The sequence below is a fragment of the Desulfonauticus autotrophicus genome (assembly GCF_055381725.1).
Genome location: NZ_AP042395.1, coordinates 775,279 through 792,781, shown reverse-complemented (window position 1 = coordinate 792,781; position 17,503 = coordinate 775,279). Strand labels below are relative to the sequence as shown.

Below are 17,503 nucleotides of genomic sequence, written 5' to 3'. Positions count from 1 at the left end.
AGGGTTAAGAACGGTTGTAAAGTTTTTAAAAAGATTCTTTGTTTTTTTATTGTGAGAAGAGATAGGCTTTTTTTAGAGAATTAAAAAAGGGGAGCTAAAGCTCCCCTTTAAGGGTCTTAGCCTAAGATTTCTTTTAGATCTTCGTCTGGAGTGGAGATGGGTTTGATATTATAGTTTTCTACCAGGAAGTTTAAGACGTTAGGAGTAATAAAAGCAGGCAAACTAGGACCTATTTTGATGTTTTTAATACCCAAAGCCAGTAAGGTAAGTAAAATAGCCACGGCCTTTTGTTCATACCAGGAAAGCACTAAGGAAAGAGGTAAGTCATTGACATCACAGTTAAAGGCTTTGGCCAGAGCCAGAGCAATCTGGAGAGCAGAGTAGGCATCATTACATTGGCCAATATCCAAAAGTCTGGGAATGCCGTCAATATCTCCCAGTTGTTTGTCAAAGAAACGGAACTTACCACAGGCTAAGGTAAGAACAATACAATCCTGAGGCACTTTTTCCACGAATTCGGTGTAGTAGTTTCTGCCGGGCTTGGCTCCATCACACCCAGCTACCAGGAAGAAGTGTCTGATTTTACCAGCTTTTATCCCTTCAATAACCTTGTCTGCAACAGATAAGACACTATTTCGGGCAAAGCCTACCATAACTTCACCTTTTTCTTCATCTTCAGCAAACCCTGGCAAAGCAAGGGCTTTTTCGATTACTGGAGTAAAGTCCTTATCTTCTCCAATATGTTCCACTCCTGGCCAGCCTACTACTCCAGTGGTAAAAATGTTTTCCTGATAGGTCTTTTGGGGTTTTTGAATACAATTGGTGGTCATTAAGATAGCCCCGGGAAAAGCCGCAAATTCCTTTTGTTGATTTTGCCAGGCAGTTCCGTAGTGGCCATAAAAGTGGGGGTATTTTTTGAGTTCAGGATAGCCATGGGCAGGCAGCATCTCACCGTGAGTATAGATGTAAATCCCTTTATCCTTGGTCTGTTCTAACAAAAGTTTGAGGTCCAAAAGGTCATGCCCAGAGACCAAAATGGCTTTGCCTTTTTTGTGCCCCAGAGGCACCTTTGTAGGCACTGGATGTCCAAAGGTGGAAGTATTGCCAGCATCTAGGAATTCCATGGCCTTTAAGTTTACTTTACCACATTCCAGGACCAGATTTACCCATTCTTCCAGGGTTTTATCTTTAGTGGTTGTGGCTAACAGGGCCTGGTAACAAAAGTCAGCAATACTTGGGTCTTTTTGCCCCAGTAAATAGGCATGATCTGCATAAGCTGCTACGCCCTTAAGGCCATAGGTAAGGGTTTGTTTCAGGGATTCAATGTCTTCATTGGGATCTTTTTCAGCTAAAAGAGAATGCTCTTCTCCTTGTTTTACCAGTTCTTCCAAGCTGGTAGCAGGTTGGAAATTGGCTAATTCAGAAAATTTTACCTTTTCCCTGGCCAGGATTTCCTTTTTTAATTCTTCTCTTAATCTTACTGTTTCCTGAATAAACCTGGAAATATCCTGAGAGTCAAAGTTTACATTGGTGAGAGTGGCAAAAATGGCTTCAAATAGGAATTTGTCGTTTTTGCTGGTGTCTATCCCCAGTTCTTTAGCCTTGAGACTGACTTCACTTAAGCCTTTAAGAGCGTATATTAAAAGGTCTTGCAGAGCTGCGGTATCAGGTTGTTTTCCACATACGCCAATCTTGGTACAACCTTTACCCTGGGCAGTCTGTTCACATTGATAACAAAACATAGTTTCCTCCTTGTTGTTTTTGTTGAGTCTAGGTTTAGTGTTATTCATAATCTATTTCTTTGATTTAAGTCAAAAAAAGGTTATTTTTTGAATTTTTCAGGGTGTGAGAATGATTAATTTTCTAAATAAAAGGATAGTTGCTTTATTTTGCCTCTTTCTTAAGGGCAAGAGAGGGATTTAAGCTGGAAGGACTGCTGGTTGTATTTTATAAGGAGTTCGTAAAAGAGAGCAAATTATCTTGAGCTTTTGGGTAGATTGGCAAGAAAGGATGAGGGCTTAACAGCACTTTGAGGAGGATTGTTTTTTATTTTTAAAATACTTTTGGAGATTTTCTGGTAATTCTGCAAGGGGCAAAGGAACCATTGGTGGTTTGTCTATGTTTAGCATGGCCTTCATGATTGCTTCCAGTAACAGGGGCAGGGGAGCGGCAAAATAAACTCGTCCTTGATAATGCCACTCACGACAGTTAATTGGAATTTTGTTTTGGGTCAGCTCTGCGCATGATTCGCATTCAGATTCTCGAATATCCTGGGCAATATCCTGACCATTTATCCTTATGGTGGGAGAAGAAAGTAAAGCCAGTTTTTTGGCTTGTTCTGGAGTTTGTACCACAATCTCCTGGAGGTTTAGCTGAATTCCGAGTGCTTCTGCCACAGGAGTGAGAAGACGCACAGCTGTTTTTAAGTTTGCGCTGGTTGGGGCGCAGCGCTGACAGGTATTTAAGTCAATAGCCAGAAGTTCTATGTTCAAGGTCTTTTTGTTGCCCAGACTTTCTCTGGCCTTAACTCCCAGCTTAGCAGGCGTGGATAGGGATATGTCTTTAGAAGCTTCAGCACAGGATGAAGTCTGGCAACAACAACTTGTTTGTCCTGACTTAGTCTCAGTAAAGTCTTTTTGAACTTTGCTGGCATTTTGCTCCTTTTGGGGCTTGCTCATTTGATCTTCCCTATAGATTTTTATTAACTTTATCCTCCTAGATCGAGAATAGTAAAAAAGGTTATTAAATATGTTTTAGGAAAATAGCACTAGCTAAAGATTCTACAAACTGAATAGCACTATATGATTATTATATGTAAAGTATAGTTTGTTTAAAACAAGCTATCTTTAAATTTTTAACTAAATATAACTCTAGAAGATTAATAGAAAAAGGCCCAAGATTAACTTGGGCCAGGGAAGCTCATGGTTGTACAACTGTTGCCACCGCAATTCTTGCTGGTCATCGAGGCCTTTTGGCCAGAAGAAGTGGTTACAGAGTAGGAGACTTGACTAAGTACTCTGGTTAGTTCTTCGCCTCCACATTTTTCACATTTTAATTCCACTGTATCGTTTTGATTTTTGAGTAAAAACTCCTGGATGTGTCCACATTTTACACATTGGAATTCAAAAATGGGCATTTTCTTCCTCCTCTTATCTCCTCCGCTGGTGCGGATGACGGGAGTTATTTCTTGATCTGGGCTTAGGCTGGGAATAGTCTTTTAAATCTATTTCTTCCCCGTTTTCTTCCCTAAGCACAGCAACTTTACTTAATCTTATCTTGCCATGGTCATCTATTTCTACAACTTTTACCTTTACCGTATCTCCTACTTTAACAATATCTTCAACCTTGTTCACCTTATGTTCAGCTAGCTGAGAGATGTGTAAAAGTCCATCAACACCAGGTAAAATCTCCACTACTGCGCCAAAATCTAAAATCTTTTTGACTAATCCAGAGTAGTTTTTACCCAATTCTGGTTTCTGATTGAAGTAGAGAATCATTTCTACAGTTTTGTCCAGAGCTTCCTTATTGGGAGCAAAGATAGTGATTTTGCCACTTTCTTCTATATCCACAGTAGAACCAGTACTGGCAGTAATAGCCTTTATGGTTTTACCCATGGGACCGATGATATCTCTAATTCTATCTGGAGCTACTTCTAAAGTGGTTACCTTGGGTGCATAAGGAGACACTTCGGTTCTGGGAGCAGAAAGCACCTGGTTCATCTTTTCCAGGATGTGTAATCTAGCTTCTCTAGCTTGAAAAGAGCTTTTTTCATGACTTCACTGGGGATACCAGTTATTTTTATATCCATTTGAATGGCTGTAATACCGTCTTTGGTACCAGCTACTTTAAAATCCATATCACCCAGATGGTCTTCGTCTCCTAAAATATCAGTTAGAACATAATAATTATCACTCTCTTTTATGAGGCCCATGGCAATGCCAGCCACGTGCTCCTTTATGGGTACTCCAGCATCCATGAGAGCCAAAGAACCACCGCAAACAGTGGCCATGGAAGAGGAACCATTGCTTTCCATTACTTCTGAAACAATACGCAAAGTAAAGGGAAACTCTTCTTCTGAAGGCAAAACAGGTTCTAGAGCCCTTTCTGCTAATGCCCCGTGGCCTATTTCTCTTCTAGAAGGTCCACGCAAAGGTTTTACTTCTCCCACACAGTAGGGTGGAAAATTGTAGTGGAGCATGAAGCGCTTGCTGCTATCTCCAGCCAGGGTTTCCACTCTTTGTTCGTCAGAAGAACTTCCCAGAGTGGCAATACTTAAGACTTTGGTTTCTCCCCGGGCAAAAATAGCAGATCCGTGAGTTCTGGGCAAAAGACCCACCTCAATCTCAATAGGTCTTACTGTTGTTAAGTCTCGTCCGTCTATGCGAATATTTTGTTGAACTATTTTTTGGCGGACTATTTCTTTTTCTAGCTCTTCTAATATTTCTTTTAGCTGAGAAGAGAATTCAGGATTTTCTTTATATTTTTCAGCTAATTGTTCTTGAACCTTTTGGTGTACTTCTTTTTTAGCTGTTTTTCTCTTTAATTTTTCTCCAATACTCAAGGCGTGTTTTAAATCTTCATAAATTAAATTACGAACTTCAGCTTTAAGATCTTCAGGGATTTCTGGGAGAGTAAAAACTAATTTTTCCTGTCCACATTTTTGTCTGAGTTCTTCTTGAGCTTCGATAATAGGCTTAGCCTGTTCCTGTCCCCAGGCTATGGCTTCAGCTAACAAGTCTTCAGGAACAAACCTGGCCCCACCTTCTACCATTACCACGCCTTCTTGAGTGCAGGCTAAAACCAGGTTTAACTCACTTTGGGTGATTTGTTCGGTAGTGGGATTTAAGATAAAATTACCCTCTATATATCCCACTCTTACTCCTGCAATGGGACCTAAAAAGGGAATATTAGAAATGGTAAGAGCTGCAGAAGCTCCAGTCATGGCCAGAATATCAGGGTCGTGGATGGCATCAGCAGAGAGTACAGTGGCAATGACCTGTACTTCGTGATTTAGTCCTTTGGGGAAAAGTGGTCTTATGGGACGATCTATTAATCTGGAGACTAAAGTCTCTCTTTCACTGGGACGTCCTATTTCTCTTCGAAAATAGCCACCAGGGATTCTTCCTGCAGCATAGGACATTTCTTGATAGTTGACCGTAAGAGGCATAAAGTCTGGTTGTATTTCAATGGGTTGGGCTGTAGCAGTAACTAAAACTACAGTTTCTCCCCATTGAGCCCAGATTGCTCCGTTGGCTTGTAAAGCCAATCGGCCATATTCTAAGGTTATTTCTTGCTCCCCGTAAGGTGCACTTGTCTTAACTTGTAACATAAATACTCGTTCCTCTCTTTTGTAAATTGAGAATTAAAAGGGGCTTTTGAAGCCCCTTTTAAACTATTTTCTTAAGTTTAATTTTTCTAAAATTGCTCTGTAGCGTTCAATGTCTTTTTTCTTGAGATAATTTAAAAGACCTCTTCTTCTTCCTACCAGTTTTAATAAGCCCATACGAGAATGAACATCTTTTTTGTGGACTTTAAAATGCTCTGTTAGGTGCTTGATTCTGGCAGTTAAGAGAGCAATTTGAACCTCTGGAGAACCTGTGTCTCCATCATGCCTTTTGAATTCTTCAATGATTTTTGCCTTTTCTTCTGGTGTCATTACCACAGCAATATACCTCCTTTTTATTTTTTAGCTCCAGAGTCCCCTTAAAATTTTCCACCTTGGGTTTAACTCGTCCTGACACTCCAGGAGAGCCAGAGGCTCTTCTTTTTGATTAGAGATGAGAACCTTCAGGCCCTCTTTGGGTTGAAGAGGAAGTTCTAGAGGGCTTAGTATGGCCCCGTTTTTTATTTTTTCCTCTAAATAGGGATTAACTGTAAGATGAGGCCAGTTGGCTAAGGCTTCTTTAAAGCTCAGCACTTTTCCTTCCAGTCCCTCTTCTAAGACTTGCTCCAGGGAGTAAGCTTGCTCCAATTTAAAGGGCGTGCATTCTTCCCTGGTAAGCTCTGTAAGTATAGCTCCGCACCCCAATCGTTTCCCCAGGCTGTGGGCCAGGGAACGGATATAGGTGCCTGCACTACACCGAACCCAAAAGTGGACAAAGGGCAACTCTGTTTTTAATACCTTTACTTCAAAGATCTTTATTTTTTTCCTCTTTACAGGGATATCTTCGCCTTTTCTTACGCGAAAGTAAAGAGGTTTTCCTTTGTGTTTGGCAGCAGAAATGGGTGGCACTTCTTGTTCTTCAAGGTTGAGCCAGTTAAGTACTTCTTTTTTTACTTCTTCTGCGCTTAGATAAGACCAGTCTTTTTTTCTATTACTTCTGAATCTGCATCATAACTGGCACTTGTTTTACCCAGTTCTAAAACTCCCCTGTACACCTTTTCCCTTTGCATCAAAAAGGGAGAAAGCTTAGTAGCTTTACCCAGAAATACCAGCAAAAGTCCAGTAGCCAGAGGATCTAATGTCCCACCATGACCTATTTTTTTTAACTTAAACTTTCTTTTTAGTTTATTCAAACACGCAGTAGAAGTTATTCCTCTGGGTTTATTTAATAACAGCAAACCGTCTATGTTTTTCATATAGTTAAATTCTTTTTTATAGTAGTTAATAAAATTTCTTCTGCCTTTTCTAAAGGCCCAGGCAGAGTGCCACCAGCTGCATTCTTATGCCCCCCACCTTTTAATTCCTGGGCAATTTTTTGGACATTTATATCTCCATAGGAGCGAAGGCTAAATTTTATGGTCTGGTCTTTTTCTTCTCTTAAACTTGCAGCTATTTTTACTCCTTGTAAGTTACGAATATAGTTAATAAATCCTTCACAATCTTCTATAGAGGTGCTGGTTTCAGTAAACATTTTTTGAGTTATTTTAATTAGAGCAATTTGTCCTTTTTCCTTTAACTCAGTGGAGCCCAGTACCCTGGCCATTAATTTTAATTTATTTAAAGTTAGATTTTGATTCAAGAGAGCATTTATTTTACCTACATCCAGACCGTTGGCAATCATTTCTCCTGCCCAGTAGTGAGCCCTGGAAGTAGTGTTGCCATAAGAAAAAGAACCAGTATCACTTAAGATGGCTAAATAAAGAGCTTCTGCTAGCTTGTCTTCAAGTTTTATATTCAAGTCCGCACAGAGTTCAGCTATCATTTCCCCTACAGAAGAAGCTTGAGGATTGACCCAATTTAAAGTTCCAAAAAGAGGATTGCTTAAGTGATGGTCTATGTTTATGCTGGGAATATCTTTTAACCAGGGTTGAAGGTCTTCTCCTATGCGTAAACTATCTCCGCTGTCTAAAATAATTAACCAGTTGGGTTTATTGGAGGGTAATTCCTGAGACCAGGGAGAGGGCAGAGATAACCAGCTAAACTTTTGAGGAAAAGGAGATTGATTGTAAAATACAAAATTTTTATTTAATTTTTGTAGTAAAAAACCCACGGCACACATGGACCCAATTGCATCTCCGTCTGGATTGAGATGGGCAGTGATTAAAAAATTATCTTCTTTGAGCAGAACTTCTTTAATTTTATCCTTCATAAATCATCTGCTCCATAAAACTATCCCATTCAAATATAAGTTCTGGAATATATTTTGTCTTTAGTCTTTTAGCCAGGTTGGTTCTAAAAAATCCCTTGGCTTTATTCAGTGATACCAGAATATTTTCTTTATTCCCTTCTAAATGAGTATATAAAATAATTGCTTTTCTTAGGTCTTTACTTAATTTTACTCCTGTAATAGTTAGAGCTAAAAAAAGTTCATTATTGGATTCTTCTAGTAAGATAAGAGATAAATTCTCTTTTATAGCTTCTGCTAATTTTTCTTTTTTATAAGATTTTTTTTCCATATTTAATATCCAAAAAAGTCTGTATTTATTTCTACTATTTCTTCTGAAGTCATAGCTTCGATAGAGTCTTTTACTTTAGACAATATGCTTTCAGTTTGTCTCATCTCATTGGATAGAGTAGAGACACCTATGGTCAAGAAATCAGTGCTGTCTTGATTTTCTACTTCTGCAATGGCTATGTTATATTTGTTCCTTAATTTTTGTTTTAAACTAGAGGATATTTTTCTTTTTCTTTTAGAGAAAATATCCCATGGAGTCTAAAGGTTACCTTTAAAATACCTACAATCATTTTAACCTAGAGTTGCTTTTTCTTCAACTTCTTCAAAAGCTTCTATTATGTCTCCAACTTTAATATCATTGTAGTTTTCCAACCCAACTCCACATTCATACCCTTTTTGAACTTCTTTTACATCATCTTTAAAACGTTTTAAAGAGCTAAGCTTACCTGTATAGATTACAACTCCTTCTCTAAGTAGTCTTATTTTTGCATTACGCATAAGTTTTCCGTCTATAACCATACATCCAGCAACTCTACCAACTTTTGGAACGTTAAAAGTCTGTAATACTTCTGCTTGCCCGAGGTATTCTTCTTTTACAACAGGAGCAAGCATACCAGACATTGCGTCTTTTATTTCATTAGTTAAGTGATAGATAACATCATAGAAACGAATCTCTACATTTTCTCTTTCAGCAACTTGTTTTACTTTAGCTGTAGGTCTAACATTGAAACCAATAATAATGGCTGAAGAAGCAGCAGCAAGCATTACGTCACTTTCAGTGATAGCTCCTGTTCCACCGTGAATAATTTCTATTTTTACTTCTTCTGTAGACAATTTGCGTAAAGATTCACTTACAGCTTCGAGAGAACCTTGTACATCGGCCTTAACTACCAGGTTAAGGGTTTTGGCTTCCCCTTCTAGCTTGCCCTGGAGGAAGTTTTCCAGGGAAATTTTATTCTTTTTAGCCAGTTCTTTTTCCCTTTGTTTTATCTGTCTGTTTTCAGCTATTTTTCTGGCTACCTTTTCATTTTCTACAACGATGAACTCATCTCCTGCATTGGGTAGGCCGTCGAAACCTTGAATTTCTACAGGCATGGAGGGGCCAGCTTCTTTTATCTTTTTACCCTGGTCATTGAGCATAGCCCTAACTTTACCAGCCTGAAGCCCACATACAAAGGCATCACCTTGTTTTAGAGTACCTTCTTGAATAAGTAGGGTGCCTACAGGTCCTTTACCTTTGTCCAGCTTGGCTTCAATGATATAACCTCTAGCAGGTTTATTGGGATTGGCTTTTAGTTCCAGAACTTCTGCCTGCAATAAGAGCATTTCCAGAAGATCATCCAGGCCGATTTTCTTTTTGGCTGAGACTTCAGTAAAAATAGTATCTCCTCCCCAATCTTCAGGGATAAGGCCATGTTCTGCCAGTTCTCTTTTGACCTTTTCTGGATTGGCCCCTTCTTTATCAATTTTGTTTATAGCCACAATAATAGGTACATTAGCTGCTTTAGCGTGGTTTATAGCTTCTCTGGTCTGGTCCATAACTCCATCATCAGCAGCCACAACCAGGATGACAATATCGGTTACCTGAGCTCCTCTGGCCCGCATAGCAGTAAAAGCTTCGTGACCTGGAGTATCCAGGAAGACTACATCTCCTTTGCTAGTCTTTACATAATAGGCTCCAATGTGCTGGGTAATTCCTCCAGCTTCTTTGGCTGTAATATTAGAGGACCTAATGGCATCAAGCAGAGAGGTTTTTCCATGGTCTACATGTCCCATAATGGTTACCACTGGTGGACGGGGTTTAAGGTCTTCTGGTTTATCTTCCTGAGCTGTTTGGAGATATTCTTCTTCACTAAAGCCAGATTTCTCCACTTCAAACCCAAATTCAGCAGCTACTAAAGAAGCACTTTCTATATCAATAGACTGGTTGATAGTAGCCATAATTCCCAAAGAGAAAAGAAGCTTTATAATTTCCTGGGCCTTTACTCCCATTTTTTGGGCTAAATCTGCGACTCTAATGCCTTCTTCTATTTTTATTTTGCGTTTTGTACTCTTTAAGAGTTGAGTGGGAGTGGTGCTTTTTTTCTCTTCTTTTCCTTTTTCTTCTTACCCTTGGAAGGCTTAGTTTTTTGAGGAGCTTCTTCTATAATTGGCTCCAAGACTTCTTCTTTTTCTTCTTCGTAATAGTCGGAAAAATCTACAACTCTTTTGGTACTTTTTTCTCTAAGCGCTTTTTTCCCTTTTTTCTTTTTTTTGGTTTCAAAAAGTTTTTCTTCTTCCTCTTTTTCTTTCCAAAAGGCCTTTTTCCCTTTTTCTTTTTTCTTCAGCTTTGGATAGCACTTGAGGCTCTGACTGTACTTTAGGCGTTTGTTTTTGAGGGGCAAGAGCAGATTTTTCTTCCTGTTTGCTTTGAGTTTCTTCTTGAGTTTTTACAGGCGGAGTTGTCTTATCTACTTGGGTGGGTTCTGTTTTCTCCTTTTCTTCTGGCTTAGATATGATTTTTACCTGTACCTTTTCTTTTTGAAAGGAGGGTTTTCTTCTTTTTCTTGGCTTTCTTACTGGCTTGGATTCTTTAGGTTTTTCCTCTTTCTGTTTAGGAGATTCTTTTTTCTCTTCTATTTCCTTTTTAATTTGCTCTTTTTCTCTTGTTTCTTCTGTTTCTTTAGCTTTTATTTCTTTATCTGTTTTTTCCTTTGCTTCTGGCTGGCTTACTTTTTCCGGGGAAGGAGTGGATATTATCTTAGCTTTGGGGGTTGGCTTGGTTTCTGGTGTATCTTTTTTCTTCTTTTTGTTCTTTTTCCTTATCTTCTTTTGTTGGTTCTGTGCTTGTTTTTTTGACTCTAGTACGTTTACGTCTTCTAATAATTACACCGTCTTTCGCCTTTCTTTCTTCTACTTCTTTTTTACTTTCCTTTTGAGAAGAAATAATCCTGGTTAGGCTTTCTACCTGTTCTTCTGTCAGTCCAGTCATATGACTTTTTATGTGCAAATCTATTTCTTTTGCTGCTTGGATTACTTCTTTAGTAGTTACTCCTAATTCTTGAGCCAATTCTCGTACACGTTTTTTAGCCATTATTTTTTACCCCCTTACACTTCTTTGGCCAGCCTTTATATTTTGCTAATTTTTGTTTACATTCTTCACTACAAATATAAAATCCGCGACCCGGCTTTATCTGGTTTTCATCTATTACCAATGTATCATTTATTTTTACATAGCGAATAAGTTTAAACTTAGGTGCTTTTTTTTTACATATAATACAAGTTCTTATGGGAATATGACCTTTTTTCATTCCTCTACTTATTACTACTCAAAAGATTTATTGCTGCTTTAATATCAGCTATTTTTTCTTCAGAGACTCCTTCTACCTGTAAGAGTTCTTCTTCACTAGCATTAGACACATCCTCTAGACTTTCAAATCCTGCGTCTAAAAAGTTTTGCATTGGAACTTCTGCTACACTAGCTAATTGTTCTAAGATGCGCTTATCTTCATTTAATTGACTATATCTAGTTTCAGTATAGACATCTATTTTCCATCCCAGGAGCCTGGAAGCAAGTTTTACATTTTGTCCTCTTTGTCCAATAGCAGGTGTGAGTTGATCGTCTGGAACAATGATTTCCAAAATCTTTTCTTCTTCATCTACAAAGATTTTAGATATTCTGGCTGGAGCCAGGGCATTGGCTGCATAGGTGGCAATGTCAGGACTCCAGATAACTATATCGATTTTTTCTCCCTTTAGTTCAGAAACTATGTTGTGAATTCGAGAGCCCTTTACCCCTACGCAAGCTCCTACTGGATCAACATCTGAGTCTTGAGTCATAACTGCTACTTTTGCTCGCTTGCCCGGGTCTCTGGCTACAGCCATAATTTTTACTGTCCCGTCTGCCACTTCTGGTACTTCCCTGAAGAATAATGCCTTTACATAATCAGGATGAGAACGGGAAACAATGATTTGAGGTCCTCTTCCTTCTTTTTTTACTTCTATGATATATGCCTGAATACGATCGTTGCGCTGGTACCGCTCTGTTGGGATCATTTCATTTTTGGGAAGCAAAGCCTCTGTACGACCTAAATTAATAATTAGTCCTTGTTTGTCTCTGCGTTGAATAATACCATTTATAATCTCTCCAACTCTGTCTTTGTATTCTTCATAAATGATTTCTTGCTCGGCATCTCTCATCTTTTGGATGATGATTTGTTTTGCGGATTGAGCTGCTATTCTTCCTAGATCTTCTATTTTCAACTTGAAACCAAGTTCGTCGCCAACTTGAATGTTTCCATCATGAATTTTAGCTTCTTCTAAGGAAATCTCTAACTGAGGATTATTGACCTCTTCTACAACTACTTTAAATTGGTATACTTCTATTTCATTGGTTTCTTCATTAAAACTAACTTCTATGTCTATATCATCACCATATTTTTTATAAGCAGAAACTCTTACAGCTTCTTCTAAAGTATCAATTAGTAAATCTTTATCTATACCTTTGTCTTTAGATATTTGTTCAATTACTTTTTTTAATTCAGTACTCATATTTTTACTCCTATCTCTAGAACTTATATTCTAGATTTATCTTTTCTGTTTCAAAAAAATCTATTTCTATATTTTCTTTACCTGTATCAATTGTAAAAATATTTTCTTTTACTTCCTTTAAGTTGCCTTTGATTACTTTTCTTTTATTTAATGGAGTTTTTAATTTAACTTTTATTTCTTGTCCAAGATATTGAGTTAGTTGTTCTGGTTTAAAAAATTTTCTATTTAATCCTGGAGAAGATACTTCCAAAACATAAGAATTGGGAATCATTTCTTCTATATCCAGGACAACTTCAATGTCTCTGCTTAGTTTAGCCAGTTCATCTATGTTAATACCTTCTTTTTTATCTGCATAAACTCTAATAATACCTTTTTTCCTTTGGGTAGAGATATCTCTAGTCCCCATAATTCAACCTGGTTTATAAGGCATTGTTGTTGAATGATTTCTTTTAATTTTTCTTCAATATTCATTTTTTTGTTCCTTAAAAAAAAGTGGACCCGAAAAGGGGTCCACTCCATCTTTTACCTTTTTTGGGTGGAGTGGAGCGGGTGACGGGATTCGAACCCGCGACTCCAAGCTTGGGAAGCTTGCACTCTACCAACTGAGTTACACCCGCTCGAAGCAACTATTTATAATCAGTATAGTCTGGGTCTTGTCAAGAGAAAACAGCCTATTTTTGTATATTTTTTGGATTTTATTTTTGTTTTTAAGATTAATTTTAAAGGTATTGGTCTATTATTTGCTAGTTGAACCAACAAGGAGGTAAAAAATGCAGAAGGGAATGTATTCTGCCCTTTTTGGAGCCTTAAGCCAGGAATTTCGTTTGAATATAATTGCCAATAATTTGGCCAATGTAAACACAGTAGGTTTTAAAAGGGAAAAAACCGCTTTTGCAGATGTTTTTACCCGTTTTGCCTCTGATTATGTGGACCCCAATACTTCCTTAAAGCCAGTAGTGCCCTGGCCTGAGGCCAATCTCGTGTCAGAAACTCGTCTTACTGGAAATTATGTGGACTTTAATCAAGGAGCTTTAAAGCTTACTGGCAATTCTTTAGATGTAGCTATTGAAGGAGAAGGTTTTTTTAAAGTCCAGACTCCAGGAGGCATAAGGTATACTCGCAATGGTAGTTTTGCCAGAGACCCTGTAAGTGGCAATCTGGTTACTGCTCAAGGATATCCTGTTTTGGGAGAAGGTGGACCTATTGAACTTCCTGAAACCGGTCAAATTGTCATTAATGAAAAGGGACAAATAAGCGTGGATGGAGATATCATAGGTAATTTAGCTGTAGTTACCGTGACAGATTTAAGAAGTTTAAAAAAAGAAGGAGAGAATCTTTTATATATTGAAGGAAACAAAGCTCAAGAAGTCCCTCTGGAAAATGCTTTGGTCAAGCAGGGTTATTTAGAGGATTCCAATGTACAGGTAGTAGAGGAAATGGTGAGCATGATAGATACCTTAAGGACCTTTGAATCTTTACAAAAGGCCATGACTATCTCTCAGGAAGAGGATCAAAAGGCCATAAGAGATGTGGGAACAACAAGATAAGTTTTTATTAAAGAGGAGAAAGTAATATGATGAGATCCCTATGGACAGCAGCCACAGGAATGATTGCCCAGCAGCTAAATATTGATGTTACTGCCAATAACTTAGCCAATGTAAACACCATTGGTTTTAAGAAAAGTAGAGCAGAGTTTGAAGATTTAATGTACCAGAATCTAAAAATTGCTGGAGTGGAAAACCAGGGTTCTAGAATTCCTGTGGGTATGCAGATTGGAATGGGAGTCAGACCTGTGAGTGTGCACAAGCTCTTTTCTCAAGGTGATTATCAAAATACCGGTAATCCCTTGGATTTGGCCATAGAAGGAGATGGTTTTTTTCAGGTAATGGTAAATGGTGAGCCAGCTTATACCCGGGCTGGAGCTTTTAAACTGGATAGTGAAGGTAGAGTGGTTACAGCCAATGGCTATGTATTGCAGCCTGAATTTACTGTGCCTGCAGAGACTCAAAATATAGTGGTTACAGAAACCGGACATATTGCTGCCCTGGATAAAGAAGGCAATGAACTGGCTTCTGCAGATATTCCCCTATATACCTTTATTAACCCCAGTGGATTAAAAAGTATGGGGCGCAATTTGTTTTTACCCACTGAGGCTTCAGGGGAAGCCACAGAAGGTACTCCAGGAGAAAATAATGTGGGCACCATTGCCCAGGGTTTTTTAGAAATGTCCAATGTGGAGCTGGTAGAAGAAATGGTCAACATGATTGTTGGCCAGAGAGCTTTTGAAATAAATTCAAAGGCCATTACTACTTCTGACCAGATGCTCCAGATTGCCAATCAAATGAAGAGATAATGAGAAGGATTTTTTTTACTTTAGTTTTTTGCTTGGGTCTAGTTAGCTATAGTCAGGGAGAGGAATTTTTTAAGGTTAAAGAATATGCAGCTACTCCCAGTGGAGTGTTTTATTTTCAAGATTTGGTGTATAAAAATAATAAACTTGATAGCTTATGGTTAAAATTAAAGGATAAGATTATTTTTAAAGTTAAAGATAATAGGGTTTATTATCTTAATAAAGAGGAAGTAAATAAAGCTTTTGCTTTCCATATAGGCTCTCTTGCTAGTAAGCTTATATATCCTTCTCGTCTTGTTTTGAAAAAAGCAGATAAGGTTCTATCTCCTCAGGATATTTTTCATTTAGTTCAGAAAGAGTTATTGCCCATCTTTGTTGCTAAAGGAGAAAAAGTAAATTTCAGGGATTTCATGTTTTCTTCAGCTATATTTTTAAATAAAAAAGAGCATTTAAAAATAAAAATTGTCGGCCGACCCAAGGTGGGTAGAAATGGAGTGGTAGCAGAAGTAAGAGATGCTTTTAACCAAAAAAGGGGAAGTTATAGTGGCAGTGTTTTTGTTGATGTGTGGAAAAGTGTTCCGGTTTTGGGTGCTCCTTTGAATCGAGGTGAACCTTTGAATCCTGCTGTAATTACTTATAAATTAAAAAACTTGGCTTATATTTCTAAAGATATCTGGAATGGTAAAAATTTTAATTATCGGCTGCGAGTAAGTTTAGGAGTGGGAGAAGTACTTACCCTGGATAAGTTAGAGCCCATTCCAGTTGTAAGTAAAGGAGACAAGGTAACTATTGTTTACCAGGGTAATAGTGTGCTTTTAAAAGGAATAGGCATAGCTTTAGAAGATGGTTTTTTAGGGGAAAAGATTGTGGTGAAAAATATGGATAGTCAACGCAAAATAATAGGCAAGGTCATTAATTCTGGAGAAATCAGGGTATTTTAGGGAGAAGAGACAATGAAAAGATTAGCTCTTATTTTAGTTTTTTGTTTTATCTTGGGAGCTTGTGCTCCCAGTCAAAAAAAGGTTGCTCCTGTTCCTGCCTTATCTCCCTTGCCCCAGGAAGAGGTAGCCCAGCCAGAAGAAAACCCTGGCAGTTTGTTTAAAGAAGGGGAAGTTAATTTGCTTTTTGCTGATAGCAGGGCCAGACAGGTTGGAGATATTGTGGTGGTCAATATTGTGGAAACTGTTTCAGCTAAGAATAAAGCTTCTACCAAAGCAAACAAAGAGTCTACTTTAAACCTGGGAGTAACGAATTTTTTTGGCCAACAAAACATGCGAGCAGTTCCTGTAGGCTCTGTTCTGGGATTTGGTCCCAATCTGGGCCCAAGAGCAGCAGTGGGCTCTACTCCTTTAGTAAAAGCCAGTTCAGCTTCTACCTTTGATGGTTCTGGAGAAACCAAACGCGAATCAGATATTACTGCCAGTATTGCTGCTAGAGTGGTTAAAGTGTTATCCAATGGCCTGTTGCAGATTGAAGGAGCCAGAGAAATCAGGGTGAATGGAGAAACCCAAATTATTGTGGTTCGAGGTTTGGCCAGAACAAAAGATATTGCTGCTGATAATTCCATTTCTTCCAATTATTTGGCTGATGCCAAAATCGAAATATATGGTGAAGGGATTTTGGCAGACAAGCAAAAACCAGGTTGGTTGACCAGATTGTTGGATAATATCTGGCCTTTTTAGGAGTTTCGTATGTGGCAAAGAATATTGGTGTTTGTCTCTGTTTTCCTTTTCTCTTCTAGTTCCTGGGTGCTGGGAGTAAGGATAAAGGATATTGCCCAGGTCTCAGGCGTGCGCACCAACCAGCTTATTGGTTATGGTCTGGTGGTGGGACTTTCTGGTACAGGAGATAAGAGTAATACCCAATTTACCATTCAGTCTCTGGTCAATATGCTGGAAAATATGGGAGTAAGAGTGGATAGAAACTCCCTTAAGGTAAAAAACGTAGCTGCAGTGATGGTTACAGCTCAAATGCCTGTTTCTGCCAGACCTGGTAGTAAACTGGACGTAACAGTTTCTTCCATTGGAGATGCCAGTAGTTTGCTGGGTGGGGTGTTATTGCAAACTCCTTTAAGAGGTATAGATGGTAAAATTTATGCCCTGGCTCAGGGTTCCCTGGCAGTGGGAGGTTTTTCTGCTGGAGGAGAGGCAGCTACTGCTGCCAAAAATATTGCCACTGTGGCTAGAATTCCTGGTGGTGCTATTGTGGAACGAGGTATTCCCTTTGATTTTTCCAAGCAAGAAGAGATTACCTTAAATTTAGCAACCTTTGATTTTTCTACCACCAATCAAATTTTAAACCGAATAAATAGTAGTTTTAATGCTCCCTTGGCTTCTGCTCCCAATATTTCCACTGTAAAAGTAAAGATTCCTGAAAGGTTTAAAAACAACTTAATACCCTTTTTAGCTACCTTAGAAAATTTAGAAATAAATCCAGATACTCCAGCTAAGGTTGTAGTGGATGAAAAAACTGGCACAGTGGTGTTAGGAGAGCATGTAACCATTTCTCCAGTAGCCATTTCCCATGGCAATTTACACATAGTGGTGCAGGAATTGCCTCAGGTTTCTCAGCCAGAAAGTTTTTCTCAGGGAGAAACAACTGTAGTGCCTAGAACTCAACTGGGAGTAAAAGAAGAAAAAAGAATCTTGTTCTCTTAAAGGGAGCTACTATTCAAGAACTGGTAAAAGGTTTAAATGCCATGGGTGCTACACCTAGAGATTTAATCTCTATATTAAGGACCCTGAAAGCTGCAGGAGCTTTACACGCTAAGTTAGAGATAATCTAA

At 38.4% G+C, this 17,503-nt stretch carries 18 protein-coding genes, 1 tRNA gene and 3 pseudogenes; 5 read left to right on the top strand and 17 right to left on the bottom strand.

The features are described 5' to 3' along the window. Positions 1 to 116: 116 nt before the first annotated feature. The 17 genes and pseudogenes from hcp to ACZ42F_RS04530 form a co-directional block, all read right to left on the bottom strand. Positions 117 to 1,742: a hydroxylamine reductase gene (gene hcp, locus ACZ42F_RS04610; RefSeq protein ID WP_464279925.1), complete on the bottom strand. Its 1,626-nt coding sequence runs from the start codon at positions 1,740 to 1,742 to the stop codon at positions 117 to 119. A gap of 276 nt (positions 1,743 to 2,018) precedes the next feature. Beyond that, complete coding sequence (locus tag ACZ42F_RS04605; protein WP_464279924.1) at positions 2,019 to 2,678, bottom strand: DUF2703 domain-containing protein; 660 nt, start codon at positions 2,676 to 2,678, stop codon at positions 2,019 to 2,021. 221 nt (positions 2,679 to 2,899) lie between these two features. Next, on the bottom strand, positions 2,900 to 3,136 hold the full coding sequence (locus ACZ42F_RS04600; protein ID WP_029965434.1) for an FmdB family zinc ribbon protein: 237 nt from the start codon (positions 3,134 to 3,136) through the stop codon (positions 2,900 to 2,902). 13 nt (positions 3,137 to 3,149) lie between these two features. Next, positions 3,150 to 3,719 carry a S1 RNA-binding domain-containing protein gene (locus tag ACZ42F_RS04595; RefSeq protein ID WP_464279923.1) on the bottom strand — a complete coding sequence of 190 codons (570 nt, stop codon included), beginning with the start codon at positions 3,717 to 3,719 and terminating at the stop codon, positions 3,150 to 3,152. Beyond that, on the bottom strand, positions 3,716 to 5,329 hold the full coding sequence (gene pnp / locus ACZ42F_RS04590) for a polyribonucleotide nucleotidyltransferase (protein ID WP_464279922.1): 1,614 nt from the start codon (positions 5,327 to 5,329) through the stop codon (positions 3,716 to 3,718). The genes ACZ42F_RS04595 and pnp overlap by 4 nt, the downstream gene beginning before the upstream one ends. Positions 5,330 to 5,392: 63 nt before the next feature. Further along, positions 5,393 to 5,662 carry a 30S ribosomal protein S15 gene (gene rpsO / locus ACZ42F_RS04585; protein ID WP_464279921.1) on the bottom strand — a complete coding sequence of 90 codons (270 nt, stop codon included), beginning with the start codon at positions 5,660 to 5,662 and terminating at the stop codon, positions 5,393 to 5,395. A 24-nt stretch (positions 5,663 to 5,686) separates the two neighbouring features. Further along, complete coding sequence (locus ACZ42F_RS04580; RefSeq protein ID WP_464280198.1) at positions 5,687 to 6,028, bottom strand: hypothetical protein; 342 nt, start codon at positions 6,026 to 6,028, stop codon at positions 5,687 to 5,689. A 90-nt stretch (positions 6,029 to 6,118) separates the two neighbouring features. Continuing rightward, positions 6,119 to 6,579: pseudogene (locus ACZ42F_RS04575) on the bottom strand (pseudouridine synthase family protein); the annotation flags it as partial. Beyond that, the gene (locus tag ACZ42F_RS04570; protein WP_464279920.1) at positions 6,576 to 7,532 is read right to left on the bottom strand and encodes a DHH family phosphoesterase; all 957 of its coding nucleotides are present in this window, start codon (positions 7,530 to 7,532) and stop codon (positions 6,576 to 6,578) included. The gene ACZ42F_RS04570 and the pseudogene ACZ42F_RS04575, both read right to left, overlap by 4 nt. Beyond that, positions 7,522 to 7,839, bottom strand: coding sequence for a 30S ribosome-binding factor RbfA (gene rbfA / locus ACZ42F_RS04565; protein WP_464279919.1), 318 nt, complete (start codon positions 7,837 to 7,839; stop codon positions 7,522 to 7,524). Before rbfA ends, ACZ42F_RS04570 begins: the two co-directional genes overlap by 11 nt. Positions 7,840 to 7,841: 2 nt before the next feature. Beyond that, positions 7,842 to 8,018: a DUF503 family protein gene (locus ACZ42F_RS04560; RefSeq protein WP_464280197.1), complete on the bottom strand. Its 177-nt coding sequence runs from the start codon at positions 8,016 to 8,018 to the stop codon at positions 7,842 to 7,844. A 111-nt stretch (positions 8,019 to 8,129) separates the two neighbouring features. Then, positions 8,130 to 9,938, bottom strand: a pseudogene (infB, locus tag ACZ42F_RS04555) (translation initiation factor IF-2); the annotation flags it as partial. A gap of 640 nt (positions 9,939 to 10,578) precedes the next feature. Continuing rightward, positions 10,579 to 10,911: a translation initiation factor IF-2 N-terminal domain-containing protein gene (locus ACZ42F_RS04550; protein WP_464279918.1), complete on the bottom strand. Its 333-nt coding sequence runs from the start codon at positions 10,909 to 10,911 to the stop codon at positions 10,579 to 10,581. Next, on the bottom strand, positions 10,904 to 11,128 hold the full coding sequence (locus ACZ42F_RS04545; RefSeq protein WP_464279917.1) for a YlxR family protein: 225 nt from the start codon (positions 11,126 to 11,128) through the stop codon (positions 10,904 to 10,906). The genes ACZ42F_RS04550 and ACZ42F_RS04545 overlap by 8 nt, the downstream gene beginning before the upstream one ends. Before the next feature lie 4 nt (positions 11,129 to 11,132). Then, entirely contained in the window at positions 11,133 to 12,368 is a 1,236-nt protein-coding gene (gene nusA / locus ACZ42F_RS04540) for a transcription termination factor NusA (protein WP_464279916.1), read from the bottom strand. 16 nt (positions 12,369 to 12,384) lie between these two features. Continuing rightward, positions 12,385 to 12,774: a ribosome maturation factor RimP gene (locus ACZ42F_RS04535; RefSeq protein ID WP_464279915.1), complete on the bottom strand. Its 390-nt coding sequence runs from the start codon at positions 12,772 to 12,774 to the stop codon at positions 12,385 to 12,387. Positions 12,775 to 12,909: 135 nt separating this feature from the next. Further along, a tRNA-Gly gene (locus tag ACZ42F_RS04530) sits at positions 12,910 to 12,985 on the bottom strand. A gap of 153 nt (positions 12,986 to 13,138) precedes the next feature. On the opposite strand from ACZ42F_RS04530, the gene flgF reads away from it, so the two are divergent. From flgF to ACZ42F_RS04505, 5 genes and pseudogenes are all read left to right on the top strand, one after another. Next, positions 13,139 to 13,915, top strand: coding sequence for a flagellar basal-body rod protein FlgF (flgF, locus tag ACZ42F_RS04525; RefSeq protein ID WP_464279914.1), 777 nt, complete (start codon positions 13,139 to 13,141; stop codon positions 13,913 to 13,915). A gap of 26 nt (positions 13,916 to 13,941) precedes the next feature. Beyond that, complete coding sequence (gene flgG / locus ACZ42F_RS04520) at positions 13,942 to 14,721, top strand: flagellar basal-body rod protein FlgG (protein WP_029968953.1); 780 nt, start codon at positions 13,942 to 13,944, stop codon at positions 14,719 to 14,721. Beyond that, positions 14,721 to 15,659 carry a flagellar basal body P-ring formation chaperone FlgA gene (flgA, locus tag ACZ42F_RS04515; protein WP_464279913.1) on the top strand — a complete coding sequence of 313 codons (939 nt, stop codon included), beginning with the start codon at positions 14,721 to 14,723 and terminating at the stop codon, positions 15,657 to 15,659. Before flgG ends, flgA begins: the two co-directional genes overlap by 1 nt. Positions 15,660 to 15,671: 12 nt before the next feature. Beyond that, positions 15,672 to 16,400: a flagellar basal body L-ring protein FlgH gene (locus tag ACZ42F_RS04510; RefSeq protein ID WP_464279912.1), complete on the top strand. Its 729-nt coding sequence runs from the start codon at positions 15,672 to 15,674 to the stop codon at positions 16,398 to 16,400. 9 nt (positions 16,401 to 16,409) lie between these two features. Continuing rightward, positions 16,410 to 17,503, top strand: a pseudogene (locus tag ACZ42F_RS04505) (flagellar basal body P-ring protein FlgI).